Here is a 19,132-nt window from a genome sequence, read left to right on the forward strand (position 1 = left end):
TGACACCCCTGATCTCGGCAGCCATCGCCTGGTCGATCCGGATGGTCTCCTTGGGGGCGAGGCTCGACAGTCGGGCCGCGACATTGACCACCGGGCCGTAGACGTCTCCGCCGCGGTACAACACTTTGCCGAACGCAAGGCCGGCGTGCACGGGTGGCAGGGTGTCGTCGGCGGCGAAGACGTCCAGCAGTTGCAGCGCGGCCTCCGCGGCTGCAACCGGGTCCTCGATCACGAAAAGGATTTCGTCTCCGAGGTTCTTGATGACCCGGCCGCCGTGTTCGACCACCACGTCGAGGACGGCCGATTCGAATCGGTCGAGCAATCCCGCCAGTTCGGTGAGGTCGACGTTGCGGGACAGCCGCGTGTACCCGGTGATGTCGACGAAGCCCACTGTTGCCGGTCGGGGTTCCGTATCGGCACCAAGGCCGAGTGCGTTCGGAATCAGTGCTCGTCCCAATTCCGCGGCCAAATGCCTCCGCCACGCGTGGAGGGTGGTGAGTTCGAGCACCGGCAACAGTTCGCCGGTGGCCGTCAGAGCGTGGGCAGCCAGAAGCTGGGGCATCTGTGGATCATCGACATCAAGACCCGATGCAATCCGCGAACCTAGGACTTCGGTGATGAAATTCGTCTGGGCTGCGGCCAGGCGGGACATCAGGTTGCCCAGCGGACGGGCCAGTTCCACCAGCGCATCACCGTCGACGATGTCGGCACTGACGAGCGCCGATGCCTGCCTGAGGGCCGTCACATCGGCGCTGGTGAACACCCGCTGGTCGTCGTCGGCCTCGGGGAATCCCAGCGCCCGCCAGAGCCGTCGCGCGCCATCGAGGGTGACCCCCGCAAGTTCTGCAGCCTCGAGCCGGGTATACCGGCCCTCGCCCACCAGCAGACCGCGGGCAATCAACTCGCCCGGCGCAAGTTCCTGCGCGGCGACGGTACCGGGCTCAGCGTCGTCGCGCTCGTGGTCGTCGCGCTCCGCATCGGTTGCCTCGTCGCCGGGGCTCGTCCTACCCAGGCGTGCAAGAAGTGTCGCCAGCAGGATGTCGCTGCCGAGGCGAGCCAACTCGGTAACCCCTGCCAACCCGCGCTCGATGGCTCGCACCACAACATCTGCCGGATTGCGCACCGGATCGGCCACTGTGAATCCTCCGACTTCCCGCCGGCACCCGTCCGGGGACGACGCACACGCACCGTACCGTGGCGGGGCAGTTGACGGCTTGCATCGATTTCCATCAATATAGATGTGTGTCGATTGATCGGCGATCCGAAGACCTGACGTGCTGTCCTCCGCTGGCCGATCACCCGTTGGGCTCCGATTGGGCGGCTGAACTGGCGCGGATGTTCAAGGCCCTCGGCGATCCGGTCCGGCTGCGCATCCTGAGCCTTATCGCCAGCCATGCCGGCGGCCAGTGCTGCGTCTGCGACATCACCCCGGCCTTCGAGTTGTCCCAGCCGACGATCTCCCATCACCTCAAGACACTGCGCGAAGCCGGTCTGCTGGACTGTGAGCGCCGCGGAACCTGGGTCTACTACCAGGTGATTCCGGCAGCGCTCCAACAACTCTCCGCGGTTCTGGCCCCCGGCGCCGAATTTCGCCACGCGCCTGACCTGCCGACCGCCGTAGCCACGCCCCCTGGTGAAAGGACCTGTCGATGAGCGACAAACCCTCGGTGCTGTTCGTCTGCGTCCACAACGCCGGGCGCTCGCAGATGGCGGCAGGTTTCCTCTCCGCTCTGGCCGCAGACGCCATCGAAGTCCGCTCGGCCGGTAGCGCCCCCGCCGATGCGGTCAATCCCGCCGCGGTGGCGGCCATGGCCGAGGTCGGCATCGATATCTCCACCCAGAACCCGAAAATCCTCACCACCGACGCGGTGCAGTCCTCCGATGTCGTCATCACGATGGGCTGCGGCGATGCCTGCCCGTATTTCCCCGGCAAGAGTTACCGCGACTGGGTGCTTGAGGACCCTGCCGGCAAGGGCGTGGAGTCGGTGCGTCCGATCCGCGACCAGATCAAAGCCCGCGTCGAAGACCTCATCGCCGAACTGCTGCCCGACACCGCACCCCGCTGACCGCAACCCCCTGACCACAACCCCCAGCACCAGGAGGAATCATCGTGTCCCGGATTCAATTGGCCCTCAACGTCGATGACCTCGATGCGGCCATCGCGTTCTACTCCGCGCTGTTCAACACCACCCCGGCCAAGGTCAAGCCCGGGTACGCCAACTTCGCCATCACCGAGCCACCGCTGAAACTGGTACTGCTGGAGAACCCCGGCCAGGGCGGCACCCTGAACCACCTCGGCGTCGAGGTCACCTCCAGTGACCAGGTCCACGCTGAGATCGCCCGGCTCACCGAAGCGGGCCTGTTCACCGAGGAGGAGATCGGCACCACCTGCTGTTTCTCCACCCAGGACAAGGTGTGGGTGACCGCACCGGACGGGGAACGCTGGGAGGTCTACACCAAGCTCGCCGACACCGAAACCTTCGGGACCCCGACGAGTCTGGCAACTGTGGCCGTTGTCGCCGGTACCGCCTGCTGCAGCGAGGCCCCCGCCGGAGATCCGGCGTGACCGCTGCACCCACCGCCGACCCGCACGCCCCGGTAGCGGAAAAGCTCTCCACCCTCGACCGGTTCCTCCCGGTGTGGATCGGCATCGCCATGGCCGCGGGCTTACTGCTGGGCCGGGCGATCCCCGGCCTGCACACCGCACTGCAGAAGATTCAGATCGACGGCATCTCACTGCCCATCGCGCTGGGCCTGCTGATCATGATGTACCCGGTCCTGGCCAAAGTGCGCTACGACCGCCTCGAGGCCGTCACCGCCGACCGCAAACTGCTCATCAGTTCCCTGCTGCTCAACTGGGTGCTTGGACCGGCGCTGATGTTCGCCCTGGCCTGGCTGCTGCTGCCGGACCTTCCCGAATACCGCACCGGACTGATCATCGTCGGCCTGGCCCGCTGTATCGCCATGGTCATCATCTGGAACGACCTGGCCTGCGGTGACCGCGAAGCTGCCGCGGTGCTGGTCGCGCTGAACTCGATGTTCCAGGTGGTGATGTTCGCCGCGCTCGGCTGGTTCTACCTGTCGGTGCTGCCCGGTTGGCTGGGTCTGCCCCAAACCTCGATCGACACCTCGCCGTGGCAGATCGCCAAATCCGTGCTGATCTTCCTCGGCATCCCGCTGCTGGCCGGATATCTCTCGCGCCGCCTCGGTGAGCGCGCCAAGGGCCGCGGTTGGTACGAAGAACGGTTCCTGCCGGCCATCGGGCCGTGGGCGCTCTACGGCCTGCTGTTCACCATCGTCATTCTCTTTGCGCTGCAGGGTGATCAGATCACCAACCGGCCCTTCGACGTCGCCCGAATCGCCCTGCCTCTGCTGGCCTACTTCGCGATCATGTGGGGCGGCGGATATCTACTCGGCGCTGCCCTCGGACTCGGCTATGAGCGCACCACGACACTGGCTTTCACCGCCGCCGGCAACAACTTCGAACTGGCCATCGCCGTCGCGATCGCGACCTACGGTGCGACGTCGGGCCAAGCCCTCGCCGGCGTCGTCGGCCCCCTCATCGAAGTGCCGGTCCTCGTCGGCCTGGTCTATGTGTCACTGGCCCTACGCCGACGGTTCCGCCAGCCCTGAGCCGAACTCAGCGGCCGCACGCCCTGCGCGCCAACGAATCCGACGCCGCGGCAGTCCGGTTAGTCTGGTGTGGTTCCGACAACGAGGGGGCAACCTTAGTGGCGCCGACGACGATTTTGACCCTGGTGGGGAGCCTGCGGGCGGCATCGATCAACCACCAACTCGCCGAACTGGCCGCGGAGGCCGCCCCGGAGGGTGTGGTGCTGACCCTCTACGAGGGCCTCGACCAGGTGCCGTTCTACAACGAGGACCTGGACACCCTCACACCGCCGGCGGCTGTTGCCGCCCTGCGGGCCGCCGCGGCGCAGGCCGACGCCGCGCTGATCGTCACCCCGGAGTACAACGGGACCATCCCGGCCGTGGTCAAGAACGCGATCGACTGGCTCTCCCGGCCGTGGGGTGCCAGCGATCTGAAGGACAAGCCTGTCGCTGTCATCGGCACCGCCGCGGGCCGGTACGGCGGCACCTGGGCCCACGACGAAACCCGCAAGTCGCTGGGGATCGCCGGACCGCGCGTGGTCGACTCCATCAAACTCTCGCTGGCGGCGACGACCCTGGACGGCAAGCACCCGCGAGAGAACGCAGACGTGGTCAGCGCCGTACGTGATGCGGTCGGCGCGCTGGCCGCAGAAGTCCGGGCGTGAGTCCGGGGATGCCCACCAGAGTCGTCTGACCCACCGGGCGAGCCCGTTCACATACCCGGGATGTTCCACCCGAATACGGTGCAGACGAAGGCGATCAGCGTGGCGAGAAGGACGACACCGGGTCCGGCCATCAGCAGGACAAGAGCGAGTCCGCCGAATCCGTCCCGTCCGCGCTTGTAGTCCAGACCGCCGGTCCGGCCCTTCGTGATGAATGCAGCCATGTGCCTGGCCCTCCCCGCCTTAGAACACCCCGTTTCTTACTACGGTGACTCACCGAGGCACCACCCGAAATAGACCATTGGAGTGAATCGGGTACGAATCATGGGCAGTTCGCGCACACCCGGGCGCCGGTGGGCCTGGCAGACCCGGGCCTCGTAGTAGCCGAAGAGGGTCGGCTCACTCGGTGATGGCGTCCCTGGTGTTCTGCGTGATCTCGTTCGACCGCGCCGAGCGCCGCCGCGGAAAGCGGTCTGTAATGGCACTGAGCGAGTTCACCATCCTGTTGAGGGTGTCGACGGCGGATTCCAAGGTGTCGGCGGTGGGCGTCAACGTTTCCACCGCGGGTTGGAGCCGGCTGAGGATTTCGGCGGTCTCGGCGAGTTGCTCGAGCGGTCCGTCCTTGACCGTCAGCTTGTCGATGATGCCGTCGTCGGCGAAGAGACGCTCGATGATGCCGTCTTCGGCGAACATCCGCTCAAGTGGTCCGTCCTCCTCGAGCAGCCGATCAATGAGACCGCCGGGCTCCAGCATCCGCTCGAGAGCGCTACCGTCCAAGGAGATCCGGTCGAGGAGACCACCGGGCTCGGTCAACATGTCGACAACCCCACCTTCCCGGGTCAACTTGTCCGCCGCGCCGCCGCGGGCCAGCATCCGCCCCAACGCCCTGTCGTTCTCGGTTAGCTCGGCGACGCGGTTGGCACCGACGATCGCGCCGCGCAGCGGGAGAATGTCGGTAATCGGGTCGACGGTTTGCGAGCTCTGGTAGCCCAGCGACTGCTTCGCAAAACCCAGCGCCATGCCCGCAACGGTGAGTCCGGCGTCGGCCGCCGCGATACCGAGGTGGGCAGGTGCTACCAGCGCATCGGCGATGAATTTGCTGATGTTCACCCGACAAGAGTATGGCTCGGTGTCGGCTCCGTGGGCGACAGCGCCAAATCAGCGGGCTTTATTCGAGATAGGCGACCACCCGCCGCAGCTAAGCCTCGTTCTGGTTGAGCAACTCCCGCACGCTCGGCCGGGTCCCGTAAGGCCGCAGCATGGTCGACGCGGGGCGGGGCCGGACCTTCAGCGGCCACCAGAACCAGCGGCCCAACAGCGCGGCGATCGCCGGCGTCATGAAGGACCGCACGATCAGGGTGTCGAAGATCAGCCCGACGCCGATGGTGGTGCCGATCTGGGCCAGCACCATCAGATCCCCGAAGACGAACCCGCACATGGTGAACGCGAAGACCAGGCCCGCGGCGGTGACCACCGACCCGGTGCCGGCCATCGTGCGGATCAGGCCGGTGTTGAGGCCCGCCCCGATCTCCTCCTTGAACCGCGCGATCACCAGCAGGTTGTAGTCCGACCCCACCGCCAGCAGGATGATGATCGCCAGCGCCAGCACGATCCAGTACAACTCGATGCCCAACAGGTGCTGCCAGATCAGCACCGACAACCCGAACGAGGCGCCCAGCGAGAGCACCACCGTGCCGACGATCACCAGGGCGGCCACCACGCTGCGGGTGATGAACATCATGATCAGCAGGATGAGGCTGACCGCGGCGATGACGACGATCATCAGGTCGTACTTCGCGATGTCGCGGGCGTCCTTGAACGACGACGCGGTGCCGGCGATGTAGATGTTCGACCCGGCCAGCGGGGTGCCTTTGAGCGCCTCCTGCGCGGCCTGCCGGATCGGGTCGATATGGGAGATGCCTTTGGGCGTGGCCGGATCGGTGTCGTGGGTGATGATCATCCGGGCGGCCTTGCCGTCCGGGGATAAGAACAGCGTCAAGCCGCGCTTGAACTCCGAGTTGTCGAACACCTCCGGCGGCACATAGAAGGAGCTGTCGTCATTGGCCTCGTCGAAGGCCTGCCCCATCGCGTCGGCGTTCTTCAGGGCCTCGGCGGCCTGCTGCGCCAGTCCGGACTGGGTGGCGTAGTTGGTCTCGGCCAGAGCCTTGTTGCGCTCCTGGATCGCGACCTGCTCGGAGACCAGCGCCAGTTGTTCGGGGATCAGCGCCAGCAGTTGGGGTTGCAGGGCGTTGAGCCTGTCCAGGCTCTCGGTGACTTGCGCGAACTGATCGGTCAGTGCGTCCACACCGTCGAGGGCATCGAACAGCGAGCGGAACGTCGCACAGACCGGGATGTCGAAACAGTGCGGCTCCCAATAGAAGTAGTTCTTGATCGGGCGGAAGAAGTCGTCGACGTTGGCGATCTTGTCGCGCAATTCCTTGATCTGCGCGGAGGTCTCCCGGAAGGCCGTCACCTGCTCGTCGGTGGCCGCGGCGGCCTGCTCCTGGAGCGTGTACTGCTGCTCCTGCAGCGAGTACTGCTGCTGCAGCAGGGTGATCGACTTCGAGATCTCATCCACCTGCTGCAACAGGTCCTCGGCACGGGCCTGCTGGAACGGCAGATTCTGGAGCTGCGCGGCACTCTGCGCGCTCATCTGGAACCCCAGCGAGGTGTGGTCCAGCGGGGTGCCCAGCGGCCGGGTGATGGACTGCACCATCGCCACCCCGGGGGTGCGGAAGACCTCCTTGGCGATCTTCTCCAGCACGATCATGTTGGCCGGGGTGCGCAGATCGCGGTCGGTCTCGACCATCAGTACTTCCGGGTTGAGCCGCGCGGCCGAGAAGTGCCGTTCGGCGGCCGCGTAACCGACCGAGGCCGGCGCCCACTCCGGCATGTACCGGCGGGCGTCGTAATTGGTCTTGTACCCGGGCAGAGCGAGCAGGCCGATGAGCGCCACCGCGATGGTGGCCACCAGAACCGGTCCGGGCCAGCGGACGATGGCGGTGCCGATACGCCGCCACCCGCGGGTGCGCATCGCCCGCTTGGGGTCGAACAGTCCGAGATGGCTGCCGATGGTGATCACCGCCGGCGTCAGCGTCAGAGAGGCCACCAGGACAACCAGCACACCCAGTCCGGCCGGGATACCGAGGCTCTGGAAATACGGCGTCCGGGTGAAGCGCAGGCAGAAGATCGCCGCGGCGACCGTCAGGCCCGAGCCGATGATCACGTGCGCGGTGCTGCGGTACATGATGTAGTAGGCCGCCAGCCGATCAGTGCCGGCTTGGCGCGCCTCCTGATAGCGGCCCAGCAGGAAGATCGCGTAATCCGTGGCCGCGGCCACCGCCAGCAGCGTGAGCAGGTTGGTCGCATAGGTCGACAGCGGGATGATGCCGACGTGGCCGAGGTAGGCGACCACGCCGCGGGCCGCGGCCACCTGGATCGCGACGGCCACCAGGGTGAGCAGAGCGGTGACGAACGATCGGTAGACGAACAGCAGCATCACCGCGATGACCCCGAAGGTCAGCGCGGTGACCTTGATGTGGCCGCCCTCGCCGACGGAGAACTCGTCGGCGAACAGCGCCGCCGGGCCACTGACGTAGGCCTTGACCCCCGGCGGCGACGGGGTGTCGTCGACGATGGAGCGGACGGCGGCGACAGCTTCGTTGGCTTGGCTGCCGCCGGCGTCCCCGGTCAGGTAGACCTGGATGAGCGCGGCCTTGCCGTCGTTGCTCTGGGCGCCTGCCGCGGTCAGTGGGTCGCCCCAGAAATATTGGACGTGCTGGACGTGCTCGGTGTCGGCCCGCATCCGTTCGACCAGCGCGTCGCCGAAGCGGTGCGCCTCGTCGCCGAGGGGCTGATCGCCTTCGATCACCAGGGTGACCAGGCTGTCGGAGTCGTACTCGCCGAACACCGTTCCCACCCGTTTGGCCGCGATCAGCGACGGCGAGTCCGGGGCGCTCGCCGCCACGTTGTGGATGCGGCCGACCTCCTCCAGGGGTGGGACCAGTGCGTTGCTCGCCGCGGCCAGCGCCAGCCAGAAGATGGCGATGGGCACCGCGAGCATCCGGATCAGGCGCGGGAAGGCCGACGGGGCGTCGTGGCCGGTGCTCATCGGACCCCGCTCATCCGGACTTGTCCAGACAGAACACGTAGGCGCTGCGCTGGCTCATCGAGCGTTCCACCTTGACGATCCCGTCGACGGTGATCCGGCAGCCCAGGGTGTAGCCGTTGGTCTGGGCCTGCAGGTTGAGCAGCACCGCGGGGGTGGTCGTCGAGTCGTCATAGGTCCACGGCAGGGTCGCGTCATCGACGCGCTGCGGACGGGAGTCGACGTCGATGTAGGTGATCGTGGCGGTCGCACCTGGATCGCCGAACACCTCGAGCTGGACACGTTTGGGGTCGAACGGCACGATCTGATCCGCGGCACCGGCAGGGGTGGCGGTGTTCTGCGAGCCGAAGGCCCCCTGCAACCGGTAGACGGCGAAGGCCCCCAGCCCGACGACGGCGATCGTCACCCAGACCAGCCACCCGCGGGCGGCGAACGACCTCAGGCCTCCGCGCCTCACCCGTCGGCCTCCATCGGCAGTACGGTACCGTACCGTTTCATCGGGCGCGCCGGTTCACGCTGGGCATGATCATGTCGTCGACGAGGGCTCGGACCGTCCGCCGGGTCGCAGGCCGGTCCTGGATGACGCTGCGGAAGATCAGGTAACCGGGAAGCAGATCCCACAGTTCGCGGTTGGCCTCCTCGGCATCGAGTTCTCCGCGATCGACGGCCTGCTTGAGCACCGTCCTCATCATCGCCCGGCGCTGATCGACCAACTGCCGCTGCATGGCGTCATTGAGGGCCGGGTTGCGCGAGACCTCCCCGAGTACGGCCCGCATGGTGCCGGCGTGCTCCTTGGACTGCGCGCACACGGCGTCCCCGATGCGGATCAGATCCTCGCGCAGGCTGCCGGTGTCGGGAGGCTCGGCGTCCGCACTGACACCTTCGATGAAGGCGGCCAGCACCAGTTCGGCTTTGGTGGGCCAGCGCCGGTACACGGTGGCCTTGCTGGCGCGGGCGGTGGCGGCAACCTCGTCGACGGTGAGGCCCTCGTAACCGTGCTGCTGCAACAGTTGCAAAGTGACCGAGAGCAACTCGCTTTCACGCTCGGTTCTGGTCACCTCGCCACGATAGCCCCGGACCTCAGCGTGAGCCCTGCTGATCCCTGTAGCGTCGGATCATGTCCAAGGCTGGTGGCCGGCACTCGGCATCTCTTCTCCAGGGTGAAATCGTGGAGGAGTCTGATCTCGGTTCGATTCGGCGGGTCACCGCCGACAACTTCCCGCTGCTGCGCGGACTGTCGATCAAACGCGTCGTTATCAACCCCGGGGCGATGCGAACCCCGCACTGGCATGCCAACGCCAATGAACTGACCTACTGCGTATCGGGAACTGCTCTGGTGTCGGTGCTGGGCACCTACAGCCAATTCGCGTCGTTCGTGGTCGGCGCCGGCGAGATGTTCCACATCGACTCGGGGTCGTTGCATCACATCGAGAACATCGGTGAGGATCCCGCTGAGTTCATCGTCACCTTTCGCCATGAACGGCCTGAGGACTTCGGCCTGTTCGCGTCGTTCGGGGCGATGACCGATGCGGTGCTCGGCAACACCTACGGCCTCGATGCCGCCGACTTCGCCAAGATCCGGCGCAGCACCACCGATCGGCCGCTGGCCAGACGGACCGGCCCGCCGAAGGTGCCGGCGACCGCTCGGTTCGGCGATCCGCACAAGTTCGCCCTCGAGGCGCAGTCGGCGCCGATCAGCATCGCCGTCGGGTCGGCCCATCTTGCCCGGGTGCAGTTCTGGCCGGCGTTGAAGGACATGTCGATGTACTCGCTACGCGTGCGCGAGGACGGCATGCGGGAACCGCACTGGCATCCGATCACCGCCGAGATGGGCTACGTGCACCGCGGGTCGGCCCGGATGACGGTGATGGACCCCGACGGCACCCTCGACACCTGGTATCTGCAACAGGGCGACGTCTACTTCGTCCCCCGCGCCTACCCGCACCACATCGAGGTCGTCGACTCCCCCGACATCCATTTCCTGATCTTCTTCGATCAGGCCACCCCCGGCGATATCGGCTATCGGGCGTCGATCAGCGCCTACTCCCGCGAGGTTCTGGCGGCGACCTTCGACATGCACATCGACGATCTCCCCGACTTCCCCTTCACCAACGCCGATCCGCTCATCGTGACCCGCACCAACCCCGTCGACGACCATGGCCTCGGCGAACGGTAACCGCTGGCCGGGATTCCTGGGCCGGCGATCTCCGGTGATCACCCGGCATTGCGTGGCGTCGTCGAGTTCGCCGCTGGCAACTCAGGTCGGCCTGCTATCCGAGGATCGCCCGCGCCGCCCGCTCGGCGATGAGCATCACCGGCGCGTTGGTGTTTCCCGAGGTGATGGTGGGCATCGCCGACGCGTCGACCACGCGGAGCCCGGCGACCCGGTACACGCGGCAGTCGGTGTCGAGCACGGTGGCGGCCGAGCTCGGATTGCCCTGCGCGTCAAAGGCACCCATCGCGCAGGTGCCCACCGGGTGGAAGATCGTCGTACCCAGTTCGCTTGCCGCCTTCTGCAACTCCGCCTCACTGGTCAGTTCCGGGCCGGGAAGCACCTCCTGGGGGCGATAGCGGTCCAGCGCGGGTGCCGCCATGATCTGGCGGGTCATCCGCAGGCCGAGCACAGCGGTGCGACGATCGGCCTCCGTCGACAGGTAATTGCACGAAATCTGGGGCGCATCAAGCGGATTCGCACTGGCGATGCGTACATGGCCACGCGATGTGGGCCGCAGGTTGCAGACGGAGGGGGTGATCGCCCCGAACTTGTGCAGGGGTTCGCCGAACTTCGGCAACGACAGGGGCTGCACATGCCACTCCAAGTCGGCGCCGGCAAGAGAGGGGTCGCTCTTGGCGAACGCCCCCAGCGTGGACGGCGGCATGGTCATCGGGCCCGATCGCAGCAGCAAGTACTGCAATCCCATGCCCGCCCGGCTGAACCAGTTGCGGTACAGCGTGTTCACCGTGCGCGCGCCGCGTATCCGGTAGACCGTTCGAAGCTGCAGGTGATCCTGGAGGTTCTCGCCCACGCCCGGCAGGTCGACGGCCACCGGCACCTGATGGTCGCGCAGTAGGCCGGCCGGGCCGAGGCCGGAGACCTGCATCAGATGCGGCGATCCGATCGCTCCGGCGCTCAGGATCACCTCGCAGCGGGCGGCGACGTCGACGGTCCGGCCGTCCTTGATCAGCCGCAGACCGGTGGCCCGGTGCGCCGCGGTGGTCCAGGCGCCGCGGCGCTGATGCCCGCCGACCTGGTCGTCGAGCAGGAGTCTCACCGCCTGGGTCCGGGTGTAGACGGTGAGGTTGGGCCGGTGTGCGACCGGGTGCAGGAACGCGTCGGCCATCGACCAGCGCCGGCCACGCCGCTGGTTGACGTGGAAGTAGGCACTGCCGGCGTTGTCACCCCGGTTGAACTCCGCGATCGGGGCGATGCCGACCTCGGCGGCGGCGGCCTGCCAGGCGTCGAGAATCTTCCAGCGCACCCGGGGCCGCTCGACGCGGATCTCCCCACCGGCGCCGTGCCAGTCATCGGCCCCGCCGAAGTAGTCCTCCAACTCTTTGTAGATGCTCAGCGTCTCCCCCAGGCGTTCCGGTCCACCCCAGCCCCAGCGCTGGTCGCCGGTGGACCGAGCCCACAGCTCGTAATCGCCGGCCTGACCGCGCATGTGGATCATCGCGTTGATCGAGGAACTGCCGCCGATCACCCGGCCGCGCGCGTAGTGAATGCTGCGGCCGGCCAGACCGGGGTCGGCCTCGGTGCTGAAGCACCAGTCGGTTCTCGGATTGGCGATCGTGTAGAGGTAGCCCACCGGCACTTTGATCCAGAACCAGTCGTCGTCGCCGCCGGCCTCGATCAGCAGTACACGGTGATCAGGGTTGGCGCTGAGCCGATTGGCCAGCAGACAGCCCGCGCTGCCGGCTCCCACGATGATGAAGTCGAACTCGAGTCTCGCGCCCATGGATCGCGCGAGCACTCAGCTTGTCCACGTGGTGGTTTCGCTTACCGGTCTGCGTTGGGTCTGCGACTGGGTTACGTCGTTCTCGGGGTGCGCTCCGAGCCTGATCAGCGTCTGCGGATGCGCCTCGCCGTCGAACACCTCGCAGGCCAAAGCCAACCGGCTGCGCATATCGTTCAACGGATCGGTGAGTGGACAGCTGGCCAGACCCAGTGCGGTGGCCGTCAAGGTGATGTGACTGAGCGCCTCACCGGCCCGCAATCGCATGTCGTCGTTGTCCTCGCGGGTGCCGAGCACCAACAGAACCGCATCGTCGTCGGGTTCCCCGGCGACCGCGGGGAAGCGCAGCGCGACGCTACCGTCCTGATGCCGAACCCACCGGGACCGGGGAACGACAGCCAGTTCCACACCCAGCCGCGCCGCCCGAATGTACAACGTCTCCACGGTGGCGGGCGGGATCCGTCGCGCCGGGTAACGGCGCTGGTCGGCCCGGCGCCGCGAGATGGCATCGACCAATTCCAGGTGCGCAGCGTTGGGTGGCTGCTCGACGACCTCCAGGATCGCCAGATGGCTGTCGCGGCCGCCGTCGGGGAACCGCCGCACCCGCGGGGACCAGCCGGCAGCGGCGAGCGCCACGACGCAGTGGTCCAGAACAGCTCCGCAGCCCAGCAGCACATCGCGCCGATCCGTCGGAGATCCGCCGGCTTGCCGGCGCCAATCGGCGTAGAGATGCAACGCGGCACCGTCGACCTGCCACCGCCAGGGTTGCAGATTGCCCGACGACGGCGCGCGGGAGGCGACGTCGAGCACGCTGCGCAGCGTCGCCCGGTCCGGGAACGGGATCGCCAGCGGTCTCACCTCCGTCGTTGCGTCCTCATTGATTATTGCACCGGCCGGGCCAGTGGGTCGCCGAGGCAGAAGTGCACGCCGTACCCGAAGGACAGGCGCTTGTTGGGTAGGCCTCAGCCGAGGACAAGGGTCGTGCCGATGACCGCCTCGATCATCAGTCCGGCCAGATTCTCCTTCGATGTCGCTCGGTCAACGAAGGCCGACGGCGCTGCCGCGCGTGACCTTCCAGCCGCCCACGAGCGTTGATATCGAACATCTCGCACGCCGTCGGCACCTCACCCCAAATGGCATACGCCGTAGCGCTTCTGCCGCTGGCGACGGTCGGATCGTGGCCGCCGTCGTCGAGCGGCTGAACCCCTAAGCGCACCAACTGATCGTCGCCCCCGGCGCCCGCTGGGCCTCGGCACGATGTTGCGGAAATGCGACACCATCGGTGACATCACAGTGTGAATGACGCTGCCGACCCCGTCGACGCGGTGCCGATGCACTGACGTCATTCGATGCGCGTCCTGCCGCCATTTGTGCCATCGTTGACCCCTGCTGACAGGAGGACGGCTTGCCGGGCACAACGACACTGCACCGACGCACCGTCACGGCCGTGCTGTGCGTGGTCGCACTGATGCTGACAACCCTGACCGGATGCTCGACGGCTCCGTCGACCCCACCGGGCATGTTCAGTGTCTATCTCGGCGAGCCGCAACGGCCCCTGGTGCCAGGAAACACGACCGAGACCGAGGGCGGAAAGATCGTCAACGCGGTGTGGACCCCACTGGTCACCTTCGACGAGCGCTCCCGCACCGTCACCTACGACGGCGCCGCCGAGTCGGTCACCTCGCGCGACAACGTCAACTGGACCATCAAGCTCAAGAGCGGCTGGACTTTTCACGACGGCACACCGGTCACGGCGCAGTCCTATGTACGGGCCTGGAACTACACCGCGCTGAGCAGTAACGCCCAGGGCGCGTCGTACTTCTTCTCCAACGTCCGGGGTTATGACGCCCTGCAGGCCGACGAGGGCAGCGAGCCGACGGCCATCGCCATGAGCGGCCTGTCCGCGCCCGATGCAACCACCATCAAGGTCAGCCTGTCCGCGCCATTCGCCATCTACCCGCTGACGCTGGGCTACAGCGCCTTCAACCCGCTGCCCGAGGCGTTCTACGCCGACCCGGTGGCCTACGGCAAGAAGCCGGTCGGCAACGGTCCGTTCCGCGCCGACACCGAATGGGTACCGGGCCGGGGAATGACGTTGAGCCGCTATGACAATTACGGCGGGAAGAACAAAGCCAAGTCCCGCGGCGTCGTGATGCGGATGTACACCGAGGTCTCCACCGCCTACACCGACGTGCTGGCCGGCAATCTCGACGTCCTCAAGGGCCTGCCGCCGGACGCCTACGCCACCGCCCCCGACGTCTTCGGCGACCGTTATCGCGAGCAGTCCAGCGCGGATATCACCAGCCTGGCCTTCCCGTTGTACGACCAGCGCTACTCCGACGTCCGGGTGCGCCGAGCGCTGTCGATGGCCATCGACCGGGAGGCGATCGTCAACGCGATCTTCCTGGGCACTCGGGTGCCGGCGGACTCCTTCGCCCCGCCCACCGTCGTCGGCTACCGGGCCGGTGCGTGCGGGCAGTGGTGCGAATACCGCCCCGAGGAGGCCAAGACGCTGCTCGCCGAGGCCGGGTTCGACACCACCGCCCCGGTCGAGATCTGGTTCAACGCCGGCGCCGGGCACGACGGCTGGATGACCGCGGTGGGCAACATGTTCCGCAAGCTCGGCCTGACCTACAAGCTGCGCGGCAACCTGCAGTTCAACGAGTTCCTGTCCAAGCGTGACGCCAAGGAGATGACCGGGCCGTTCCGGCTGGCTTGGGTGATGGACTACCCCTCGATCGAAAACTTCCTGGCCCCGCAGTTCGCCACCGCCGCCCTGGCCCCGGCCGGCTCCAACACCACCTTCTACAGCAACCCGGCCTTCGACGACGCACTTGACGCCGGCGACCGGGCACCGAGCATCGAGGCCGCCAGCATCGCCTACGAGAAGGCCGAGGACGTGCTGGTGGCGGATCTGCCGGCCGCGCCGCTCTTCCACGGCCTCGACCAGGTGGTCTGGACCAAACGGGTCTCCGGGGTGCGCTACGACATCGTCGGCGAGGTCGTCCTGGCCGACGTCGTCGTCAACGGTGACGAGGTGTGATCCGTTGACCCGCTACGTGATCCGGCGCCTGCTGCTGACCATTCCGATCCTCATCGGCGCCTCGCTGCTGATCTATGCGATGGTCTACGCGCTGCCCGGTGACCCGGTGCGCGCCCTGGCCGGTGACCGTCCGCTGAGCCCCGCGGTACAGGCGCAGATCCGGGCGAACTTCAACCTCGACGACCCGTTCATCGTCCAGTACGGCAAGTACCTGTGGGGCCTGCTACACGGGGACTTCGGGACCGACTTCTCCGGGCGCCCAGTGCTGGAGACGATCTCCCAGCGCCTGCCGGTGACGGTCAAACTGACCGTCGTCGCGGTGGTGTTCGAGGCCATCCTGGGCATCGCCGCGGGCATCCTGGCCGCGCTGCGCCGCAACTCCTTCTTCGACAATCTGGTGCTGGTCTCCACCACCGTGCTGGTGTCGATCCCGGTGTTCGTGCTGGGTTTCCTCGCGCAGTACGCCTTCGGGTTCAAGCTGCGCTGGCTGCCCATCGCCGGAGTCGCCGACGGATGGATCAGCTACCTGCTGCCCGGCCTGGTGCTGGCCGCGCTGTCGATGGCGTACGTGGCGCGGCTGACCAGAACCGCGATGCTGGAGGCGTTCTCGGCCGACTACATCCGCACCGCCAGGGCCAAAGGGGTCGGCCGAACCCGCATCGTGCTGCGACATGCGTTCCGCAACAGCCTGATTCCGGTGATCACGTTCATCGGCGCGGACATCGGTGCGCTGCTCGGCGGTGCGATCGTCACCGAGTCGGTGTTCAACCTGCCGGGCCTGGGACGGGCCATCTTCGACGCGGTGCGCTCCCAGCAGGGGCCGGTGGTGGTCGGCATCGTCACGATGATGGTGTTCTTCTACATCTTCTTCAACCTGCTCGCCGACGTGCTGTGCGCGGTGGCCGATCCGAGGATCCGCTATGAGTGAGACGACCGAGGTGAGTGTGCCGGCACTGGAGCAGTCCAGTGTGTGGCGCGACGCGTGGCGCTACCTGCGCACCAACCCGCTGTTCTTGATCGGGTGCGCGATCATGGTGGTGATGGTGACGATGGCGCTGTTCCCGGCGCTGTTCGCCCGCGGCATCGACCCCACCGACTGCGATCTGTCGCTGTCCCGGCAGGCGCCCAGTGCCGCGCACTGGTTCGGCGTCGACCTGCAGGGCTGCGACTACTACGCCAACGTGGTCCACGGCGCGCGGACCTCGGTGTCCATCGGGGTGCTGACGGTGATCGGGGTGCTCATCATCGGGGTGCTGGTCGGGGCGCCGGCCGGCTACTTCGGCGGCTGGATCGACTCGGTTCTGGCCCGGGTCACCGACGTGTTCTTCGGCATCCCGTTGTTTTTGGGTGCGCTGATCCTGCTGACGGTCTCCGCGCAGCGGTCGGTGTGGACGGTGTCGCTGGCGCTGGTGGCGTTCGGCTGGATGACGGCGATGAGACTGGTGCGCTCCTCGGTGGTGTCCATCCGCGGTTCGGACTATGTACTGGCCGCCCAGGCGCTCGGGGCGCCCACGCTGCGGATCCTGGTGCGCCACATCCTGCCCAACGCCCTTGCCCCGGTGCTGATCTACGCCACCATCGCGGTTGGCACCTTCATCTCCGCCGAAGCCGCGCTGACCTACCTGGGCATCGGCCTGCAGGCCCCGGAGATCTCCTGGGGTCTGCAGATCAACGTCGCCCAGTCGTTGATCGGCACGTCCCCGCATCTGTTGTTCTTCCCCGCATTGTTCCTGTCCATCACGGTGCTGGGGTTCATCCTGCTGGGCGACACCATGCGCGACGCCCTCGACCCGAAGCGGCGGTGACGGCGTGGACGAGAACACAGCCGGGTCGCTGCTGGCCATCCGCGGATTGACCATCGAGTTCACCGTGAACAACGCGTGGTCGGCCGCGGTCCGCGACGTCGATCTGACCCTGGAGAAGGGCGAGATCCTTGCCCTGGTCGGCGAGTCGGGGTCGGGTAAATCGACTCTGGCGATGGCGATTCCGGGCCTGCTGGCCGACAACTCCCGAATGGCAGGCAGCATCCGGCTGGCGGGCGAGGAACTGGCCAACTCCGACGAGCAGACGCTGACCGAGGTGCGGGGCGGGCGGGTCGGGGTGGTGTTCCAGGAGCCGATGACGGCATTCAATCCCGTTTACACCATCGGCTGGCAGATCACCGAGGCGATCCGGATGCACCGCGACGTCACCAAGGAGCAAGCGCGGGCCCGGGTGGTGGAACTGCTCGAACTGGTCGACATGCCCGACCCGGCCGCCCGGATCGACTACTACCCGCATCAGCTTTCCGGCGGGCAACGCCAGCGCGCGATGATCGCCCAGGCGCTGGCGTGCGACCCGGCGCTGCTGATCGCCGACGAACCCACCACCGCACTGGACGTCACCGTGCAGGGCGAGATCCTCGACCTGATCCGCGATCTGCGTACCCGGGTCGACGCCGCGATCCTGCTGATCACCCACGATATGGGCGTGGTGGCCGACCTGGCTGACCGCATCATGGTGATGAAGGACGGCGAGGTCGTCGAATCAGCCTCTGCTGAAACACTTTTCGCCAACCCGACCCATCCCTACACCCGCTCACTGCTGGCTGCCGTACCGCACCTGGGAGCCGGCCGTCTGCAGGTGTCCCAGCCCGAACCGGCACCCGAACCGGCACCCGCCCCGCTGGCGCTGTCGCTGCGGGAAGCCACCATCGAGTTCACCTCCGGCCGTCAGAAGACCTTCCGGGCCGTCGACGCGGTGAGCCTCGACGTCGCCGCCGGGGAGGTCGTAGGTCTGGTCGGTGAGTCCGGTTCGGGCAAGTCGACGCTGGGCAAGGCCGCCGTCGGGCTGGTCAAGCTGACCTCGGGGTCGGTGGCGCTGGCAGGCATCGACATCACCGGACTGTCCCAGCGCCGATTGCGCGAACCCCGCAAGCGGGTTGGGGTGGTGTTCCAGGATCCCGGCTCGTCGCTGGATCCGCGCTGGCCGATCGGGCAGGCGATCGCCGAGCCACTGGCGCTGCACACACCGATGTCGGCGGCGCAGCGCTCGGCGCGCGTCGATGAACTGCTCGACCAGGTTCAGCTGGACCGCGCGCTGCGAAACCGCTACCCGCACCAGCTCTCCGGCGGGCAGCGCCAGCGGGTCGGTATCGCGCGTGCGCTCGCTCTGAACCCCGCGCTGGTGATCGCCGACGAACCAACATCGGCGCTGGACGTCTCAGTGCAGGCCCGGGTGCTCGCGCTGCTTCGCAGCCTGCAGGCCGAGCACGGCTTCGCCTGTCTGTTCATCAGCCATGACCTGGCCGTCATCGAGGAACTCTCCGACCGGATCGCGGTCATGCAGTCCGGCCGGCTGGTCGAGTCCGGGCCCGCCGAGGCGGTGCTCAATCGCCCGACCCAGAGCTACACCGCCCGGCTGATCGCCTCGGTGCCGGTGCCCGACCCGGCTGAACAGGCCCGCCGTCGGCAGCTGCGGCTGGCCCAGGCCGCCGGTTGATAGGGGGCTTCGCGGCACGTCTCAACCTCCCGTTGCAGGGCGCTCATCGTCTCGGCAGGACACCCTGTTTGGAATCCGACCCCGGACTCATGGGTTATCGGGCCGGATCTGAACGTCGTGGGCGATTTCGACCGCAGCGTCAAAGAGTAGCCACTGATCCCGATGGGCACACCGGACCCCTAGCGGCCCGGAGCACACTCGCCGCGGCATGGCCGTTGTTGTTGCCGGGTTTCATGACGGTCGGTCGCCGAGACGACGCACCCCGTCACTGACC

17 protein-coding genes and 1 pseudogene are annotated in these 19,132 nt (G+C 67.2%); 10 read left to right on the plus strand and 8 right to left on the minus strand.

What is annotated here, in order from left to right:
- Positions 1 to 1,135, minus strand: a 1,135-nt coding sequence (locus ADBZ5N_RS09675; RefSeq protein WP_526257275.1) for an adenylate/guanylate cyclase domain-containing protein, incomplete at its 3' end; no start/stop codon positions are given.
- A gap of 107 nt (positions 1,136 to 1,242) precedes the next feature.
- Between ADBZ5N_RS09675 and ADBZ5N_RS09680 the strand changes: the two genes are divergently transcribed.
- From ADBZ5N_RS09680 to ADBZ5N_RS09700, 5 genes and pseudogenes are all read left to right on the plus strand, one after another.
- Positions 1,243 to 1,653, plus strand: a complete 411-nt coding sequence (locus tag ADBZ5N_RS09680; RefSeq protein WP_526257276.1) for an ArsR/SmtB family transcription factor — start codon at positions 1,243 to 1,245, stop codon at positions 1,651 to 1,653.
- Complete coding sequence (locus ADBZ5N_RS09685) at positions 1,650 to 2,066, plus strand: arsenate reductase ArsC (RefSeq protein WP_526257277.1); 417 nt, start codon at positions 1,650 to 1,652, stop codon at positions 2,064 to 2,066. Before ADBZ5N_RS09680 ends, ADBZ5N_RS09685 begins: the two co-directional genes overlap by 4 nt.
- A gap of 44 nt (positions 2,067 to 2,110) precedes the next feature.
- Positions 2,111 to 2,566 (plus strand): ArsI/CadI family heavy metal resistance metalloenzyme, encoded by a 456-nt coding sequence (locus ADBZ5N_RS09690; RefSeq protein ID WP_526257278.1) that lies wholly within the window; start codon positions 2,111 to 2,113, stop codon positions 2,564 to 2,566.
- Positions 2,563 to 3,630, plus strand: a pseudogene (arsB, locus tag ADBZ5N_RS09695) (ACR3 family arsenite efflux transporter); the annotation flags it as partial. The gene ADBZ5N_RS09690 and the pseudogene arsB, both read left to right, overlap by 4 nt.
- Before the next feature lie 101 nt (positions 3,631 to 3,731).
- Positions 3,732 to 4,277 carry an NADPH-dependent FMN reductase gene (locus ADBZ5N_RS09700; protein WP_526257279.1) on the plus strand — a complete coding sequence of 182 codons (546 nt, stop codon included), beginning with the start codon at positions 3,732 to 3,734 and terminating at the stop codon, positions 4,275 to 4,277.
- A 47-nt stretch (positions 4,278 to 4,324) separates the two neighbouring features.
- On the opposite strand, the gene ADBZ5N_RS09705 is transcribed toward ADBZ5N_RS09700, so the two are convergent.
- The 5 genes from ADBZ5N_RS09705 to ADBZ5N_RS09725 all read right to left on the minus strand — a co-directional run bounded on the left by ADBZ5N_RS09705 (position 4,325) and on the right by ADBZ5N_RS09725 (position 9,482).
- Complete coding sequence (locus tag ADBZ5N_RS09705; protein ID WP_526257280.1) at positions 4,325 to 4,498, minus strand: hypothetical protein; 174 nt, start codon at positions 4,496 to 4,498, stop codon at positions 4,325 to 4,327.
- 175 nt (positions 4,499 to 4,673) lie between these two features.
- Positions 4,674 to 5,384 carry a hypothetical protein gene (locus ADBZ5N_RS09710; protein ID WP_526257281.1) on the minus strand — a complete coding sequence of 237 codons (711 nt, stop codon included), beginning with the start codon at positions 5,382 to 5,384 and terminating at the stop codon, positions 4,674 to 4,676.
- Between the two features lie 88 nt (positions 5,385 to 5,472).
- Positions 5,473 to 8,385 (minus strand): MMPL/RND family transporter, encoded by a 2,913-nt coding sequence (locus tag ADBZ5N_RS09715; RefSeq protein ID WP_526257282.1) that lies wholly within the window; start codon positions 8,383 to 8,385, stop codon positions 5,473 to 5,475.
- A 10-nt stretch (positions 8,386 to 8,395) separates the two neighbouring features.
- Positions 8,396 to 8,839 carry an MmpS family transport accessory protein gene (locus ADBZ5N_RS09720; protein WP_526257283.1) on the minus strand — a complete coding sequence of 148 codons (444 nt, stop codon included), beginning with the start codon at positions 8,837 to 8,839 and terminating at the stop codon, positions 8,396 to 8,398.
- A 37-nt stretch (positions 8,840 to 8,876) separates the two neighbouring features.
- Complete coding sequence (locus ADBZ5N_RS09725) at positions 8,877 to 9,482, minus strand: TetR/AcrR family transcriptional regulator (RefSeq protein ID WP_526257290.1); 606 nt, start codon at positions 9,480 to 9,482, stop codon at positions 8,877 to 8,879.
- A 17-nt stretch (positions 9,483 to 9,499) separates the two neighbouring features.
- Between ADBZ5N_RS09725 and ADBZ5N_RS09730 the strand changes: the two genes are divergently transcribed.
- Complete coding sequence (locus ADBZ5N_RS09730) at positions 9,500 to 10,558, plus strand: cupin domain-containing protein (RefSeq protein WP_526257284.1); 1,059 nt, start codon at positions 9,500 to 9,502, stop codon at positions 10,556 to 10,558.
- Between the two features lie 94 nt (positions 10,559 to 10,652).
- Here ADBZ5N_RS09730 and ADBZ5N_RS09735 read toward each other — a convergent pair whose 3' ends face one another.
- Together ADBZ5N_RS09735 and ADBZ5N_RS09740 are read right to left on the minus strand one after the other, a co-directional pair.
- Positions 10,653 to 12,338 (minus strand): GMC family oxidoreductase, encoded by a 1,686-nt coding sequence (locus ADBZ5N_RS09735; RefSeq protein WP_526257285.1) that lies wholly within the window; start codon positions 12,336 to 12,338, stop codon positions 10,653 to 10,655.
- A 15-nt stretch (positions 12,339 to 12,353) separates the two neighbouring features.
- Positions 12,354 to 13,193, minus strand: coding sequence for a nitroreductase family protein (locus tag ADBZ5N_RS09740; protein WP_526257286.1), 840 nt, complete (start codon positions 13,191 to 13,193; stop codon positions 12,354 to 12,356).
- A gap of 547 nt (positions 13,194 to 13,740) precedes the next feature.
- Between ADBZ5N_RS09740 and ADBZ5N_RS09745 the strand changes: the two genes are divergently transcribed.
- Genes ADBZ5N_RS09745 through ADBZ5N_RS09760 form a run of 4 tightly spaced genes read left to right on the plus strand, consistent with a single transcriptional unit; the run spans position 13,741 to position 18,858 of the window.
- A complete protein-coding gene (locus ADBZ5N_RS09745) occupies positions 13,741 to 15,378 on the plus strand; it encodes a peptide ABC transporter substrate-binding protein (RefSeq protein WP_526257287.1) in 1,638 nt (545 codons plus the stop codon).
- A gap of 4 nt (positions 15,379 to 15,382) precedes the next feature.
- The gene (locus tag ADBZ5N_RS09750; RefSeq protein WP_526257288.1) at positions 15,383 to 16,306 is read left to right on the plus strand and encodes an ABC transporter permease; all 924 of its coding nucleotides are present in this window, start codon (positions 15,383 to 15,385) and stop codon (positions 16,304 to 16,306) included.
- The gene (locus ADBZ5N_RS09755; RefSeq protein WP_526257289.1) at positions 16,299 to 17,183 is read left to right on the plus strand and encodes an ABC transporter permease; all 885 of its coding nucleotides are present in this window, start codon (positions 16,299 to 16,301) and stop codon (positions 17,181 to 17,183) included. Before ADBZ5N_RS09750 ends, ADBZ5N_RS09755 begins: the two co-directional genes overlap by 8 nt.
- A gap of 28 nt (positions 17,184 to 17,211) precedes the next feature.
- Complete coding sequence (locus ADBZ5N_RS09760) at positions 17,212 to 18,858, plus strand: ABC transporter ATP-binding protein (RefSeq protein ID WP_526257291.1); 1,647 nt, start codon at positions 17,212 to 17,214, stop codon at positions 18,856 to 18,858.
- Positions 18,859 to 19,132: the final 274 nt, after the last annotated feature.

This window comes from Mycobacterium sp., from assembly GCF_044370595.1.
In the GTDB taxonomy this organism is placed as follows: domain Bacteria; phylum Actinomycetota; class Actinomycetes; order Mycobacteriales; family Mycobacteriaceae; genus Mycobacterium.